11 protein-coding genes and 1 pseudogene are annotated in these 15,013 nt (G+C 60.8%); 5 read left to right on the forward strand and 7 right to left on the reverse strand.

The features are described 5' to 3' along the window. Positions 1–33: 33 nt before the first annotated feature. Positions 34–1,649, reverse strand: a pseudogene (locus tag RHM58_RS21365) (arylsulfatase). Between the two features lie 251 nt (positions 1,650–1,900). On the opposite strand from RHM58_RS21365, the gene RHM58_RS21370 reads away from it, so the two are divergent. The 3 genes from RHM58_RS21370 to RHM58_RS21380 are packed head-to-tail and all read left to right on the forward strand — an operon-like array spanning position 1,901 to position 5,143. Continuing rightward, a complete protein-coding gene (locus RHM58_RS21370) occupies positions 1,901–3,190 on the forward strand; it encodes an NAD(P)/FAD-dependent oxidoreductase (RefSeq protein ID WP_201203598.1) in 1,290 nt (429 codons plus the stop codon). A gap of 25 nt (positions 3,191–3,215) precedes the next feature. Further along, the gene (locus RHM58_RS21375; protein ID WP_201203600.1) at positions 3,216–3,773 is read left to right on the forward strand and encodes a helix-turn-helix domain-containing protein; all 558 of its coding nucleotides are present in this window, start codon (positions 3,216–3,218) and stop codon (positions 3,771–3,773) included. A gap of 23 nt (positions 3,774–3,796) precedes the next feature. Continuing rightward, entirely contained in the window at positions 3,797–5,143 is a 1,347-nt protein-coding gene (locus RHM58_RS21380; protein WP_322268110.1) for a glutamine synthetase family protein, read from the forward strand. A 49-nt stretch (positions 5,144–5,192) separates the two neighbouring features. Here the strand turns inward: RHM58_RS21380 and RHM58_RS21385 are convergent, their stop codons facing one another. The 6 genes from RHM58_RS21385 to RHM58_RS21410 form a co-directional block, all read right to left on the reverse strand. Beyond that, complete coding sequence (locus RHM58_RS21385; protein WP_322268111.1) at positions 5,193–6,779, reverse strand: class I adenylate-forming enzyme family protein; 1,587 nt, start codon at positions 6,777–6,779, stop codon at positions 5,193–5,195. Between the two features lie 42 nt (positions 6,780–6,821). Continuing rightward, positions 6,822–7,460: an SDR family oxidoreductase gene (locus tag RHM58_RS21390; protein ID WP_322268112.1), complete on the reverse strand. Its 639-nt coding sequence runs from the start codon at positions 7,458–7,460 to the stop codon at positions 6,822–6,824. Continuing rightward, a complete protein-coding gene (locus RHM58_RS21395) occupies positions 7,453–7,599 on the reverse strand; it encodes an SDR family NAD(P)-dependent oxidoreductase (RefSeq protein WP_322268113.1) in 147 nt (48 codons plus the stop codon). The genes RHM58_RS21390 and RHM58_RS21395 overlap by 8 nt, the downstream gene beginning before the upstream one ends. A gap of 72 nt (positions 7,600–7,671) precedes the next feature. After that, positions 7,672–8,829: an acyl-CoA dehydrogenase family protein gene (locus tag RHM58_RS21400; RefSeq protein ID WP_322268115.1), complete on the reverse strand. Its 1,158-nt coding sequence runs from the start codon at positions 8,827–8,829 to the stop codon at positions 7,672–7,674. Positions 8,830–8,839: 10 nt separating this feature from the next. Next, positions 8,840–10,087: a thiolase family protein gene (locus tag RHM58_RS21405; RefSeq protein WP_322268116.1), complete on the reverse strand. Its 1,248-nt coding sequence runs from the start codon at positions 10,085–10,087 to the stop codon at positions 8,840–8,842. A 41-nt stretch (positions 10,088–10,128) separates the two neighbouring features. Next, positions 10,129–10,914 (reverse strand): enoyl-CoA hydratase/isomerase family protein, encoded by a 786-nt coding sequence (locus tag RHM58_RS21410; protein ID WP_322268117.1) that lies wholly within the window; start codon positions 10,912–10,914, stop codon positions 10,129–10,131. A gap of 433 nt (positions 10,915–11,347) precedes the next feature. Here RHM58_RS21410 and RHM58_RS21415 point away from each other — a divergent pair, with 433 nt between their 5' ends. Both RHM58_RS21415 and RHM58_RS21420 read left to right on the forward strand, forming a co-directional pair. Then, complete coding sequence (locus tag RHM58_RS21415) at positions 11,348–13,399, forward strand: alkyl/aryl-sulfatase (RefSeq protein WP_322268118.1); 2,052 nt, start codon at positions 11,348–11,350, stop codon at positions 13,397–13,399. A 111-nt stretch (positions 13,400–13,510) separates the two neighbouring features. Next, complete coding sequence (locus RHM58_RS21420; RefSeq protein WP_322268119.1) at positions 13,511–14,962, forward strand: coniferyl aldehyde dehydrogenase; 1,452 nt, start codon at positions 13,511–13,513, stop codon at positions 14,960–14,962. Positions 14,963–15,013: the final 51 nt, after the last annotated feature.

Consider the following 15,013-nt stretch of genomic DNA (forward strand, 5'->3'; position numbering starts at 1 on the left):
TGGCGAGCCGTGGCCACCCGCAAGTTCCACTGCTTACTTGGCCATGGCGGCTCGGGCCGCCTCGATCTTGGCCTTGACGGCATCGAGGTTGAAGCTCGCGCCTTTCTGCATCGGCGGATACTCGATCGCCGTCTGCGCCAGTTTGATCACCTGATCCTGCACAAACACGAAGCGCCAGAACTGGAACTTGAACCACTGGAAGTATTCCGCGAGCCGCTGGCCGCCTGGTCTTCCGGCCAGCCCATGCGCTCGAACGGGTCGAGGCGCAGGTTGGTCAGGATCGGCATGTCCAGCGCGACCTTGGCGCCCAGCCAGCCACCGGGCTGATCGATAAAGCGATACTTGAAGTCATCGATACGAATCGCGCCCAGGGTGCTTTCGCCGAAGTAGAAGATTTCATGGCGATTTGATGGACCTTTGCCGGTGATCATCGGCGTCTGGTCATAGCCGTCGAGGTGAACCTTGTAGGTGGTGTCGCCCAGTTGTTTGCCTTTGAGCAGTTCAGCCGAAATGTTCGGGTTACCGGCCGCCGTGATGAAGGTCGGGAACCAGTCCATGCCGGACATGATGCCGTTGGAGATGGTGTTTGGCGGCACTTGGCCCGGCCAGCGAATGATCGCCGGTACGCGGAAGCCACCTTCCATCACCGTGCCTTTGCCCATGGCAAACGGGGTGGTACCGCCGTCCGGCCAGGTGAAGTTTTCCGCGCCATTGTCGGTGGTGAACATCACGATGGTGTTGTCATCCATGCCGTCTTTTTTCAGCTTGGCCATGACGTCGCCGACGATATCGTCAAGCTGCGCCATCCCCGCTTCCTGCTCCGACCAGCCATTTTGCGAATTACGCATCGCTTCGTATTTGTCAGACAGGTGCGTGACGATGTGCATGCGCGTCGGGTTGAGCCACAGGAAGAACGGTTTGTTGTCCTGTTTGGCCTTGTCGATGAAGGCGAAGGCTTTGGCTTGAATCTCGTCATCGACGGTTTTCATCCGGTCTGGATAAAGCGTCCCGGCGTCTTCGATTTTCTGTTTGCCGACCTTGCCCCAACGCGGCATGACAGTCGGGTCATCCGTGGCTGTCGCCCAACTGTGCACCATGTTGCGCGGGCCGACGGAATCCAGAAGCTCCTTCGGATAATTAGGGTGAGCGGGGTCTTCCATGGCGTCGAGGTGATAGAGATAGCCGAAAAATTCATCGAAACCGTGCACGGTCGGCAGGAACTGATTCAAGTCGCCCAAGTGGTTCTTGCCGAACTGGCCAGTGGCGTAACCCATGGATTTAAGTGCAGTGGCAATGGTCACTGCTTCGGCGGGAATACCAATAGGGGAGCCGGCCTGGCCGACCGTGGTCATGCCGGTACGAATCGGTAATTCACCGGTAATGAAGTTGGCGCGCCCGGCCGTGCAACTGGCCTCGGCGTAGTAATCGGTAAAGCGCATGCCTTCATTGGCGAGTTGATCGAGGTTCGGTGTCCGACCTGCCATCATGCCCTGGTTGTAGACGCCGATATTGGACCAGCCGATATCATCGCCCATGATCACCACGATGTTGGGAGGCGGCTTGTCGGCGGCCATTGACGTTGCGGGTACTGCCATGATCGATAGCAATGCCGTTGCGGCAAACACGGTGGACAGTGATTTACGGTTCATGCCGAGCTCCTGCAAACATTAAACAATGTTTCGAGATGAGCCCCCTGATAAATCCTCGCTCGATATTCGAATCCCCTGAAAGAGCCTAGGTATGAAGCTCGAAATATCAAGAAAATAAATGATCATCACACCAGAATGGTTGCTGGCATTGATAGCTCGCCCTGTATGAAGGATGAATCGGCGTTGCTTGCGTGAAATTATTGCTGTAGTTTTTCATGAAATTATAAAAACATAATTTCATGGAGCATCCTGTGTTTCAGCAATCCAAGCGACATGTCGCCAGCTATTACGCCCACAGTTGCGCCAATCTCCTGAGCTCTCGGCCTGCGCTGGTGGGGGAGCAAGACACCGAAGTTGTGATCATCGGTGCGGGTTTCAGTGGTCTGCATACCGCGTTGCGTCTGGCTTTGGCCGGCAAGCGCGTAACGCTGCTGGACGCCAGTCGCGTGGCGTGGGCTGCCTCCGGACGTAACGGCGGACAGGCCATTCTTGGCTGGTCGTGTGACATGCCACCACTGGAAGCTGCGCTAGGGTATGAACGGGCAAGGCGACTGTGGGACGGTATGCGCTGGGCCGCACAGGAGTTGCGCGAATTGTCTGGGCGCCATGGTTTCGATTGCGATTATCGCGCCGGCCATCTCTGGACCTCGGTCATGCCCCGTCGGGTCAGTCTGTTGACCGAATGGCAACACGAGGCCAGCCACAAATGGGGCCACGATGGATTGCAGTTCATCCCTCGTGAGCAATTGCCTGAATGGGTGGCCAGCGAGCGTTATCAGGCCGGTCTCTACGACCCTGAGGGTGCGCACCTCAATCCGCTAAAACTCGCACTGGGCCTGGCGGCTGCTGTCGAGCGTGCTGGCGGCTGTATTCATGAACAAAGCAAAGCGTTGAGCTACCGAGAGGAGGGCGGCCGATTTCTGGTGAACACCGAGCGTGGGTCAATTCGGGCGGATGTGCTGGTGCTTGCCTGTAATGCGTATCTGGATCGACTCGACCCGAAATTGGCCAGTTGTGTATTGCCGGTGGGGACTTATCAGGTCGCCACGGCGCCGCTGACGCCAGAGCAGGCCACGGCGCTGCTGCCGAGCAATGTCTGCGTCACCGACAACCAGTTCGTCCTCGATTATTTCCGGCGCACGCCAGATAACCGCCTGCTGTTCGGTGGTGGCTGCACCTATCTGGGCGGCATGCCCAAGGACATCGCCGGGGCGACGCGACCTTTTCTGGAACGGGTGTTCCCGCAGCTAAAAGGTGTCGAGTTGGAGTTTGCCTGGGGCGGGCATATCGACCTGACCCTCAACCGCACCCCTGACATTGGCCGACAGGGCGACCGCTACTGGCTGCAGGGCTATTCCGGGCATGGCGTCCTTCCAACGCTGGCGGCGGCCCGTGCCGTGGCCGATGCCATTCTCGGCCAGCCGGATGAATTGACGTTGTATCAGGGCCTGAGTAATGGCAGTTTTCCCGGCGGTAAATACCTGGCAGCGCCGCTGGAAGCTATCGGCAAGGCCTGGTATCGGCTGCGCGACAGCATCTGATGGACCATTTTCGGGAATCCCTGGCATGAACAAGCAAGAAGAAATTGCCGCACTCGCGATCCTTATTCACGACCTGCGCAAACACAAGAAATACACCTTGAAGGACCTAGCCGACAAAATTGGCCGTTCGGTGGGTTTTGTGTCGCAGGTCGAGCGTGGCTTGTCACGGCCCACGGTCGCCGACTTGACGGCGATCAGCGAAACCCTGGGCGTGCCAACGACCTATTTCTACAGCTTGCCCAAACCCAAGGAATTGCCATGGGTGACCCGGCCAGACGAACGCCGCACGCTGTACTACGCCAACGGCATTACCGACATTCTGGTTTCACCGAAGATGAGAGCCTCGTTTTCCATGCTTGAAAGTCATCTCGAAGCGGGTGCCAGCAGCGGTGAGCGGCACTTGAGTGACAGCTCGGAACAGGGCGGCTACGTGCTCGAAGGCGAACTGACGCTGTGGCTTGGCGATGATGACGAGCCAGCCACTTTGCAGGCTGGGGACAGCTTTCAATTCGACAGTCACACCCGTTGCCGCTACGGCAATCTCACCGAGCATCTCACGCGAGTGCTTTGGGTCTACACCTGATAACAATAAAAGGAACAACAACGATGGATGCTGCCTGCTCTGATCTGCTGGCCGAAGTGCGTGCCTTTCGCCAACGCTTCCCCGAGGTGCGTTACGTCGACCTCATTTCCCTGGACATTCCAGGGCATTTTTATGGCAAGCGCTACCCCGTAGAAATGCTGGAAAAGGTTGCCGCCGGCAGCGCGCTCAAGCTGCCGCAAAACTGCGTGCTGCTGGGTACGCAGGGAGGGCTGTTCAAGATTGGTGACTACTGCTTCAACGACGGCGACCCGGACGCGTTGCGTCGGCTGGTGCCGGGCACGCTCAAACCGGTGACCTGGGAGGCGCAGCCACTGGGGCAGATGCTGATCACCTCGGATGGCACCCAGAAGCCGATTGTTTTCGAGCCACGCGAAGTGCTCGCACAAGTCCTTGATCGGCTGGCGGGTAAAGGCATTCATCCGGTGGTGGCGTTCGAACTGGAGTTCTATCTGTTCGATAAAAAGCTGCGCGACGGCGTGCCTCAGTTCGCTCGCGATCAACTGAGCGACGATGCCGATGACCAGCCGAATATGCACATCGAACGCCTGTCGCGCTTTGCGCCCGTACTCGATGAAATGGTCGACGCCGCGCGGATTCAGGGCATCGATACCACGGTGATCACCGCTGAACTGGGGCCAGGTCAGTTTGAGATCAATTTCGGTCACCTTGATGAGGGGCTGCGTGCCGCTGACTGGGCGGCGCTGTTTTGCCGCAGCACCCGTGGGGTCGCCCTTAAGCACGGTTACCGTGCCAGTTTCATGGCCAAGCCTTACTTGCAGCATCCGGGCAGTGGCATGCATGTGCATGTCAGTCTTTACGACGCGGCGGGTAATAACGTGTTGGCCGCCAACCGCCAACAATCCTTGCGTCATGCAGTGGCCGGTTGCCTGGAGTTGCTGCCTCACTGCATGCCGATTTTCGCGCCGAACCAGAACGCTTTGCGGCGCCTGGGCGGCACGGTGAACGTAGCGACGAAAGCGAGCTGGGGTTACGAGAACCGCGATGCTTGCCTGCGCATTCCCGAGTCAGATTCGAAAAACCTGAGGATCGAACACCGACTGGCCGGCGCCGATGCGAATCCGTACCTGGTGCTGGCGGCAATTCTGGTGGGGTTGGAGCGAGGGTTGGATACGGGGTTGGAGCCGATCCCGTCGCTTAATGACGACCGCAACAGCGGCATCGACTTCCCGCTGGAAATGCTCGATGCCGTGCGTGCCATGCAGCATCAGCCGCAGTTGCGCGAAGGCTTGGGCGCCGAGTTTGTGGATGTGTACTGCGAGAACAAACGCCAGGATCACCTGGCGTTCCTGCAAGAGATCAGCGCTCGCGAATACCGCTGGTACCTTTAAAACCTGAGTCGACATCCTCGTGGGAGCGAGCTCCCACAGGTTGTGCGCCTCAACTGATTTTTCGGCTGGCGCCCTCCCAATATTTCTCCCTGACCTGCCGACGCAAGACCTTGCCGACGACCGAGGTCGGCAGTTCGGTGACAAACACCAGCGACTTCGGCGCCTTGTAGCCGCCCAGCCGAGTACGGGTTTGTGCAATCAACTCTTCGCACGTCACTGTTTCACCCTGACGCAGGATCACTTCGGCATGCACCGCCTCGCCCCATTCCGGATGGGGAATGCCGACCACCGCGGCCATCAATACCGCCGGGTGCGCGGCGAGGGCAGCTTCGACTTCCACCGCGTAGACGTTGAAACCGCCGCTGATGATCATGTCCTTGAGCCGGTCAACGATATACAGATAGCCGTCACCATCGAGATAACCGAGGTCGCCGGACTTCCAGGCACCGTCGTCGAACTCCGCCGCTGTCGCTTCCGGGTTCTCGTAATAACCCTTGATGATGGCTTTGCAGCGAATGCGGATTTCACCGGTTTCGCCCACCGCGAGCGGGTTACCGTCGGGGTCGGCGATGAACACTTCGACACCGGGGGTAGGGCGACCGGCCGATGACAAGTGCCGCAACGCAGCGGCATCGCCGGGTTGGTGAGCGGCCTTGTCCAGCGAGGCGATGATCATCGGCGATTCGGTGGCCGCGTAGCCCTGGACGAAGATCTGCCCGAAACAGGCGACCAGTTCGCCGAGCTTGTCCGGGCTCATGGGCGCGGCACCGTAGATCAGCGTGGTCAGGGACGAAAAGTCCTTGGGCGCCGCCCGTTGCATTTCCAGCAAACGGTAGAGCACGGTTGGCACCAGGAAGGAATGGGTGACCCGCTCCTGTTCGACCTGTTGACGCCAGGACTCCATGTCCAACTGGTTCATGGTCAGGTTGGTGCCGCCGCCATACACCGTCGGGAAAAACAACATCAAGGTGCCGTGGGACAGCGGCGACACATGCAGCAACCGGGTAGCGCTGGACAGCCCCAGGTCAGTGTTGATGAACGCTGCATCGCGGCAGGCCATCCAGTTGTCGATCGAATACATCGCGCACTTGCCCTTGCCGGTGGTGCCACCGGTGAAGCGCAACATGCAGATGTGTTGGTCGGTATCGAGGCTCACGTCGTTATCGGCATCGGACGCGGCGTCCACCAGCGACCAGAAGCTGTGGACCCCGGCCAGTGTGGCTTGCTCTGCGGTGGGCGGGTCCATCACCACAATCTCGCAGCCGCGACTGCGCAGCATGCCGTAGTAACTGTCCAGCAAGCGGGTTTCGATAAACACGACTTTGGGGCGAACCAGATCGATCTGCCGCGCATGTTCGTCGAGCGGGTCGCGCAGATTAGTCATCACCACCGTGCCTTCTTGCTTGAAGGTACTGGGAAACATCATCAGGCTGAGGTTGTCGTTCTCCAGGATCAGCATGAAGCGTTCACCCGCGCGCACCTGCAGCATGTTGCGCAGGACGTCGGCCACGCGGTTGGTCAGCAGGTGGTATTGCTCATAGGTGTAGCGCCGGTTGCGCTCGATGTTGACGATCGCCTCCTGCTCGCGATGACGCAGGGCGAGCAGGCGCATGATCCGGCAAAAATTCATTTTCATGGGTGAGTGCTCTCGGTAGCCCGCAAGGATCGAAACGCCGGGTTACCGGGCACGCATGCGCGACGCAGCATCGAGGCGGATCGTTTCGCCGTTGACGTAGGCGTTCTCGATCAGGAAGGCGCAGCAATGGGCGAATTCGCGGGTGTCGCCCAGGCGCTTCGGTGCTTCCATCTGCTCTTTGAGCGAGTTGAGGATCTTCTCGTCGAGCCCGGCGACCATGGTGGTCAGGAACAGCCCCGGTGCAATGGCGTTGACCCGCACGCCAATCGCGCCCAGCTCGCGGGCAGCCGGCATGTTCAAACCAATGACGCCAGCCTTGGTTGCGGCGTAGGCGCACTGACCAACCTGGCCTTCGTACGCCGCGCCGGACGAGACGTTGATCACCACGCCGCGTTCTTCGCCGGCTTCGGCTTCATTGTTGGCCATGTGCTCGGCGCACTTGGACATGACGTTGAACACGCCGTTGAGGTTGATCGCCGTCGCCTGGGCGAAACGCGCCAGTGGCGCGGCCTTGCCTTCCTTGCCCAATACTTTGAACCCGGTCGGCACGGCGGCGCCGTTGATGCACACATGGATCGCGCCGAAGCGGGCGATGACGGCCTCGACGGCGTTTTGCACCGAGGCTTCGTCGCTGACGTCGGTTTGTACGAACATTGCGCGTTCGGCGCCCAGTTCAGCCACGGCTTTTTGCCCGGCCTCGACGTTGATGGTCGAAGATCGCCACGCGGGCGGCTTTCTCTTCGATCAGGTAGTGAGCGGTCGCCAGGCCCAGGCCCGAAGCACCGCCGGTGATAACCACGACTTTGTCTTGAATACGCATGTGAGTGTCCCTGTTCGCTGCCCGGCCCAAGTGGGCCGGGTTGTTATTGTTGGAGGTCGAACCGACGGTCGATCAGAACGCGTTGACCCCGGTCAGGGCGCGGCCAATGATCAATTGCTGAATCTGCGTGGTGCCTTCGGGGATCGGCACGATGATCGCTTCACGGGCCAGTTTCTCGACCAGGAAGTCGGTGGTGACCCCGGCGCCGCCGTGAATCTGCACGGCTTGGCGGGCGATGGTCACGGCGGACTCACAGGCGAAATACTTGGCCATCGCGGCTTCCATTTCCGCCGGGATGCCGGCACCGATCATCTCGGCGGCGCGGTAGGTCAGCAGGCGCGCGGCGTCGACGTTGGTGGCCATTTCCGCGAGCATTGCGCTGATCAATTGGTGGCCGGCAATCACTTTGCCGTGCTGCTTGCGCTCCTTGGCGTAGCGCACCGCTTCTTCCAAAGCGCGACGGCCGATGCCCAGGCCTTGGGCGGCAACGAACACTCGGGAACGCTCGAAGAACGACAGGGTATTTTTCAGCGCTTCGCCTTCGTTGCCGATGATGTTGCTGGCCGGCACCCGCACGTCGTTGAGGAAGATCTGCGCGGTGGACTGGCTGTTCCAGGCCATTTTGTGGATGTTCTGCACTTCGTACGGGTGTTCTTTGCGGTCCAGCAGGAAGTGCGTCAGGCCCTTGCGCGGATCATCGCCGGTGCGGCAGGTGCAGATCAGGAAGTCCGAGTAAGAACCGTTGCTGATCCAGGTTTTTTCGCCATTGATGATGAAGTCATCACCGTCGCGACGGGCGCGGGTTTTGATTTCCAGCACGTTGGAGCCGACGTCGGGCTCGGAGATACCGACGCTGACAAACAGGTCGCCGCTGATCAGGCCCGGCAGGTAGCGTTCGCGCAGATGATCCGGGGCGAGTTTTTCGAGCATTTGCGCGCCGAAGGAGTTGATCACCACCGGCGTCGACAGGTCCACCGAGCAGGCGGCGACTTCTTCGAAGAGCATGATCATGGTCGGCCAGTCCAGGCCCAGGCCGCCGTGGGCTTCGCTGACGGCGCCGCTGATCATGCCGAACTCGGTGAGCTGGCGCATGACCTCGGCCATCTTCTCTTTCGGGATGAACTTGTCGCGGTATTCCTGGTTGAAAATCGGATCGATCTTGTCGGCCAGGAAACGTCGGAAACTCTCGACGGCTTCGAGTTGTTCGGGGCTGCGCATTACGTGTCCCATGGGGTTCTCCTTAAGTATTTTTGTTGGCGAGAATGTTGACGGCGACCACGGCTTCTTCGATGCCGAACAGGCCACCACCGTTTTCCTGAATGGCAATGCGCGCACCCTCGACCTGACGCTTGCCGGCTTCACCGCGCAGTTGCGTGACCAGTTCATGCAGCTGTCCCAGACCAGTCGCACCAATCGGGTGGCCCTTGGATTCGAGGCCGCCGGACGGGTTGATCGGCATCCGCCCGCCGACCGTGAAATCACCGCGTTCAGCCGCCGGGCCGCCTTCGCCGAATGGCACCAGCATCAGCGACTCGGCGTTGAGGATTTCACCGATGGCCGAGGCGTCATGGACTTCTGCGACATCGACGTCAGCCGGGTCGATGCCGGCCAGGGCGTAGGCCTTTTTCGCCGCCAGGTGCGCGACGATTTTTTCCGGTTCGTCGAGGCCACGATGGGTGCCGGTCTGCACGACGCTGGCCAGCACGCGAACGGCGCGATCGCCGGCGTTTTTCAAGCGCTTGAGACCGTCGGCGTTGCACAGCAGCACGGCGGCGGCGCCGTCGCTGATCGGCGAACACATGAGCGTGGTCAGCGGGTAGCAAATCGGCGGCGAGGCCAGCACTTCATCGATGCTGAAGGCTTGCTGGAACTGCGCCAGCGGGTTGTGCACCGAGTGTTGGTGGTTCTTCGCGGCGACGGCTGCGATCTGTCGTTGCGTGGTGCCGTAACGCAGCATGTGGTTGCGACAAATCGCGGCATACACGTCCATGAACACGCTGTACGGGCGTTCGGAAACCGTGCCCGGCGGCGGCACAATGCCTTCGCCCATGGCCAGCAAGGTGTGCTTGTTTTGCTCGACGGTGGACACGTCCCAGCCGCCATCGAACACGGCAAACATCTTCGCCTTGTCGGGGATGTTCATTTTCTCGGCGCCGACCGCCAGGGCGATGTCGCACTGACCGGCCCGCAGCGCCAGGGTCGCGAGGTTGAACGCGGCCGAGCCGGAGGCGCAGGCGTTTTCCACCGAGAACACCGGCACGCCTTCGATGCCGATGCGGCGCATGGCAATCGGGCCGGGAATGCCGGTCTGGCCCTGCAACATGCCATTGGTCATGGTGCTGTAATACACCGAGCCGACGTCCGCCGTGGTGGCGCCGGCATCCTTCAACGCCAGGCCCACGGCTTCCTCGACCATGTCGTAGACGCTGCGCTCCAGCAAGCGGCCAAACGGCGTCATGCCAACGCCCACTACGTAGATATCGTTCATTGTCTGTTCCTGCTGATTCCGGGGGGCGGAGACGGGGCGGCCTAGCGGCCCTTGAAGTTCGGTGCGCGTTTTTCGCCAAAGGCCTGCAAGCCTTCCTGGAAATCGGCGGTGCGCAGGTGCTGGCGCAACATCACTTGCTCATGCAGCAAGGCGTCGTCGCGGGATTTGTCCGCCGAGGTGCGAGCGACTTCTTTCATGCGGCGCAGGGCAATCGGGCTCTTTTTCGCGATCTGATTGGCCAGCGCCAGGGCGGCGTCGGCGAGTTCGGCATCGGCGTGGACTTCACACACCAGGCCATAGACTTTCATCTCGGTGGCCGACAGGGATTTGCCGGTCAGCAGCAAGTACATCGCCATGTTCAACGGGATCAGCCGTGGCAATACCGCCGCGCCGCCGGCACCCGGATACACCCCGAAGTTGGCGTGGGCGTCAGCGAGGGTGGCGGTTTGCGCAGCCACTACGATGTCGGCGCACATGGCCAGTTCGAGGCCGCCGGCCATGGTCACGCCGTTGAGGGCGGCGATCACCGGTTTGGGGAAGTTGCGCAACTGGCCGAAGACCTTGTTGGCGCGGTCGAGAAAGTCCGCTTCGCCGGCCGGCAGGCTTGAACCGGCCAACACTTCCTTCAAGTCAGCACCGGCGCAAAAGGCCGGCCCGTTGCCGGTGAGGATCACCACCCGCAGTTCGTCATTGAGGGCAATGTCGTTCAGGCAACGTTCGAGCTCGGCGAGTGTCGCCAGGTTCAACGCATTCATGGCCCGGGGCCGGTTGAGCGTCAGGCGCGCCACCGGGCCGACGATTTCATACAGCAAGACCTCTTCACTCATGACAACTCCCCTTTATTGTTCTTCGCACTGTTGGCGTCGTTGATGGGCCGATAGTAGGAAGGGCGCCAAGGGCTGCGCAGGTCATTGCAACGAAAGCGGTTGTCCGCAGGGGGAGGTGCAGGTCTTGTGCCCTACGAACACTTTGTGGTGAGGGGGCTTTTGTGGCGAGGGGGCTTGCCCCCGTTCGGCTGCGCAGCAGTCGTCAACCAGTCGGCGCGGTGCGTCAGGCAAATCAAGCTGCTGCTTTTGGGGCTGCTTCGCTGCCCAACGGGGGCAAGCCCCCTCGCCACAAAAGCCCCGCGCCACAAGTGTTATGTGTTCCGCCTCCGCGCCTGTGAAGACAGACGAATTGATCGAGAAGACCGGCGGGTCACGGGCGCTTGCTTGCACCATCGCTACGGCTATCCAATAACAATTAGAGAGAGACCCTGCGATGAAAACATTCCGTGTCGTGCTGACGGTGTCCGTGTTGGCCGCCAGTATTGCCGGTGCTTTGCACTGGTCACGCGGCCAGGCCGGTGTTCCCTGGCAAGCGGTTCAAAACAGCGCAGGGCAGGGCGGCCAGAAAGTGGCGACGGCGGCGACCATTGCGGTCAACGCGGCCACGGCGCACACCATGCCAGCGGTCGATCCGCAGGTCGAAGCCGACATCCAGCACGGATTTATCGCCACCATCCCCGACGCCGAAACCACCGCTGCCGATGGGCATGTGGTGTACAGCCTCAAGGGCTACGAATTTCTCGACAGCGCCGAGGCACCGGCAACGGTTAACCCGAGTCTCTGGGGCCAGGCACGCAAAAGCATGGCCGCCGGGTTGTTCAAGGTCACCGACGGGTTTTACCAGGTGCGCGGTCTCGACCTGACCAACATGACGATCATTGAAGGCCAGACCGGCCTGATCATCGTCGACTGCAACCTCGCCACCGAAGTGGCGCATGCGGCCCTTGAGTTGTACTACCAGCATCGGCCGAGAAAACCGGTGGTGGCGGTGTTTTACAACCACAGTCACGTCGATCACTTCGCGGGCATTCGCGGCATCGTCGATGAAGCGGACGTGAAGTCGGGCAAGGTGCAGATCATTGCCCCGGCCGGGTTCATGGAGACAGCAGTCGCCGAAAACGTGATGGCTGGCAACGCCATGAGCCGCCGCGCCGAATACCAGTTCGGTACCACGTTGCCGCGCAGCGCCCAGGGCCAGATTGACCTGGGCGGCGCGAAGGCGTTGTCCAACGGCACCATCACCCTGATCCCGCCCACCCTCGAACTCAGCAAACCGGTGCAAACGCTGAATATCGATGGCGTCGAGATCGTCAACATGCTGGCCCCCGGCACCGAGGCGCCGGCCGAGTTCATCCATTACTTCCCGCAGTTCAAGGTCCTCGATACCGGTGAATTGGCACTGCCGACCCAGCATCAATTATTGACCCTGCGCGGTGCGACCATTCGCGATGGCCTGGCCTGGTCGAAATACCTCAACGAAGCCCTGCATCAATTCGCCCCCGGCGCCGACATTCTGGTCGGGCAGCATGGCTGGCCGGTGTTTGGTCACGAGCGCGTGGTCAACTATTTGTCCAAGCAACGGGACATGTACAAGTGGTTGCACGACCAGTCATTGCGCCTGATCAACAAGGGCTACAAACCGGTCGAGATGGCTGAATACATGCGTGATCACGTCCCGGCGAGCCTGGCCAGCGAGGCGTTTACCCATGGTTTCTACGGTTCGGTGCAGCGCAACTCCAAGGCTGTGTATCAGCAATACATGGGCTGGTATGACTCCAATCCGGCCAATCTGGATGCGCTGTCCGACACGGATTACGGCAAGAAGTTTGTCGAGTATGGCGGCGGTGCCGATGCGGTGCTGGCCCGTGCCCGCACTGACTTTGCCAACGGTGAATACCGCTGGGTGGCACAAGCCATGAGCCATTTGATCTACGCTGAGCCGAACAACAGCGCCGCGCGTGAACTGGCGGCCGATGCCCTTGAACAACTGGGTTATCAGGCTGAATCGGCGGTCGAGCGCAACAGCTACCTGGCCGCCGCCATGGAGCACCGCAGCGGTGGCAAGAAACTCGCCTCGCCGCTGCGCACCGCCAGCCCCGACATGCTGCGGGCGCTGACCATCAACAATATTTTCGACTACCTGGGTGTGCGGCTGAAGGCTCCGGATGTTGAGGGCAAACACATCGTCCTCAACTGGAACTTCACTGACGTCGGTCCGTCGGGCCAGCGCTACATGCTCAATCTGGAGAACTCGGCGCTGACTTACATCGCCGATTACAACGCTGACAAGGCTGACGCCACGCTCACCCTGACTCGTGAGACGCTGAACGCGATCCTGGCCGAAAAAATGTCTCCGATTGAAGCAGTGTTCAAAGGTGACTTGAAGATCGATGGCAGCAAAATGGCGGTGTATGACGTGCTGGGTTCGTTGGACAAATTCTCCCCGGACTTTGAGTTGGTCGGGCCGAATGCGTCGGCACACTAGAGGCGCAGCGTAAAGGCGCACGGCTTGTCGGCGATGGTGTTCTTGAAATCGCCTTCGCGGGCAAGCCTTGTTCCTACAGAAAGCCATTTTTCGATACTGGAGAGCCTGACCATGCACGCTGCGCTACACGACTCCAACACGCAGGCCGATACGCTCGCCGAACGGGTGGCGGATGTTCTCGCCCGTCAGCAGGCCGCCTCTTTGTCCGAGGGACCTCCGTCGGCGGACTTGCGCATTGCACGGATCAACCGGGTGATCAAGCTGTTGCTCGATCATCAGCAGCCACTCTGCGAGGCCTTGGCCAAGGACTTCACCTGGCGCAGTCATGACCAATCGCTGATGGCCGATGTGCTGTTGCCGGTGCAGGGGCTCAAATACGCCCGCGACCATGTGCACCGCTGGATGCACCCGCAACGGCGCAAAGCCGAACTGGGCAGCGGTTGGCTGGGCGCCAGGGCCGAGATTCACTTTCAGCCGCTGGGCACCATCGGCATTATCTCGCCGTGGAATTTCCCCATCGCCATCGCGCTGGGGCCGTTGGCCGAGGCGCTGGCGGCGGGTAACCGGGCGATTCTGCTGTTTTCCGACCAGTCCCCGGCCACCGCAGGATTGTTGATTGAACTGCTGGCCGAACAGTTCGATGACACCGAAGTCGCGGCGTTTATCGGCGGTGCCGAACTGGGCGCGGCATTCTCCGCGATGCCGCTGGATCACCTGGTGTTTACTGGCAGCCCCCGGGTCGGGCGCCTGGTGATGCGCGCTGCCGCAGAAAATCTGACGCCGTTGACCCTTGAACTGGGGGGCAAATCGCCGACGATCATCGGCCAGGGCGCTGACCTGGAAAACGCCGCCCGGCGTATCTGGGCCGGGAAGGGCATCAGTAGCGGGCAGGCCTGTATCGCGCCGGATTACGTTTGGGTGCACGAGGCGGATCGCGAGCGGTTGTTGAGCTGCATGCAAGCCGAACTGCGGCGCCTGTTCCCGACGCTGCTCAATAACCCGGACTACACGGCCATGGCCACGCCCGGTCAATACCGACGGATGCAAGCCTGTGTGCACGACGCCCGCCAACACGGTGTACGGGTGATCGAGGTCAATCCGGACAACGAGGACTTGAGCGCTTCGCGCAAGATCGCCCCGACCCTGCTGGTGGACCCGCCGGACAGCACGCTGGCGATGCAAGAGGAAGTGTTCGGCCCGCTGCTGCCGATCCGCAGCTATCGCCACCTCAGCGAGGCGCTCGACTACATCAACGCGCATCCGCGACCGCTGGCGCTGTACTACTTCGGCCACGACCGTGACGAGGCCCGGCATGTGCTGGAACGCACCCATTCGGGCGGCGCGTGTATCAACGAAGTGATGCAGCACCTGTTCCAGAACGACTTGCCCTTTGGCGGCTGCGGTCACTCGGGTTTTGGTCGTTATCGCGGTGGTTATGGTTTCAAGGCGTTCAGCCTGGAACGTTCGGTGTTCACACCACCGTTCTGGGACGTCATGGGCCTGCTGCGGCCGCCTTACGGCACGCTGTTTCAACGGGTGATGGGCGCGCTGTTGAAACCCTGACTCAAGCCATACACAAATCCAATGTGGGAGCGGGCTTGCTCGCGAAAGCGG

Source organism: Pseudomonas sp. 10S4 (assembly GCF_034344865.1).
Taxonomy (GTDB): domain Bacteria; phylum Pseudomonadota; class Gammaproteobacteria; order Pseudomonadales; family Pseudomonadaceae; genus Aquipseudomonas.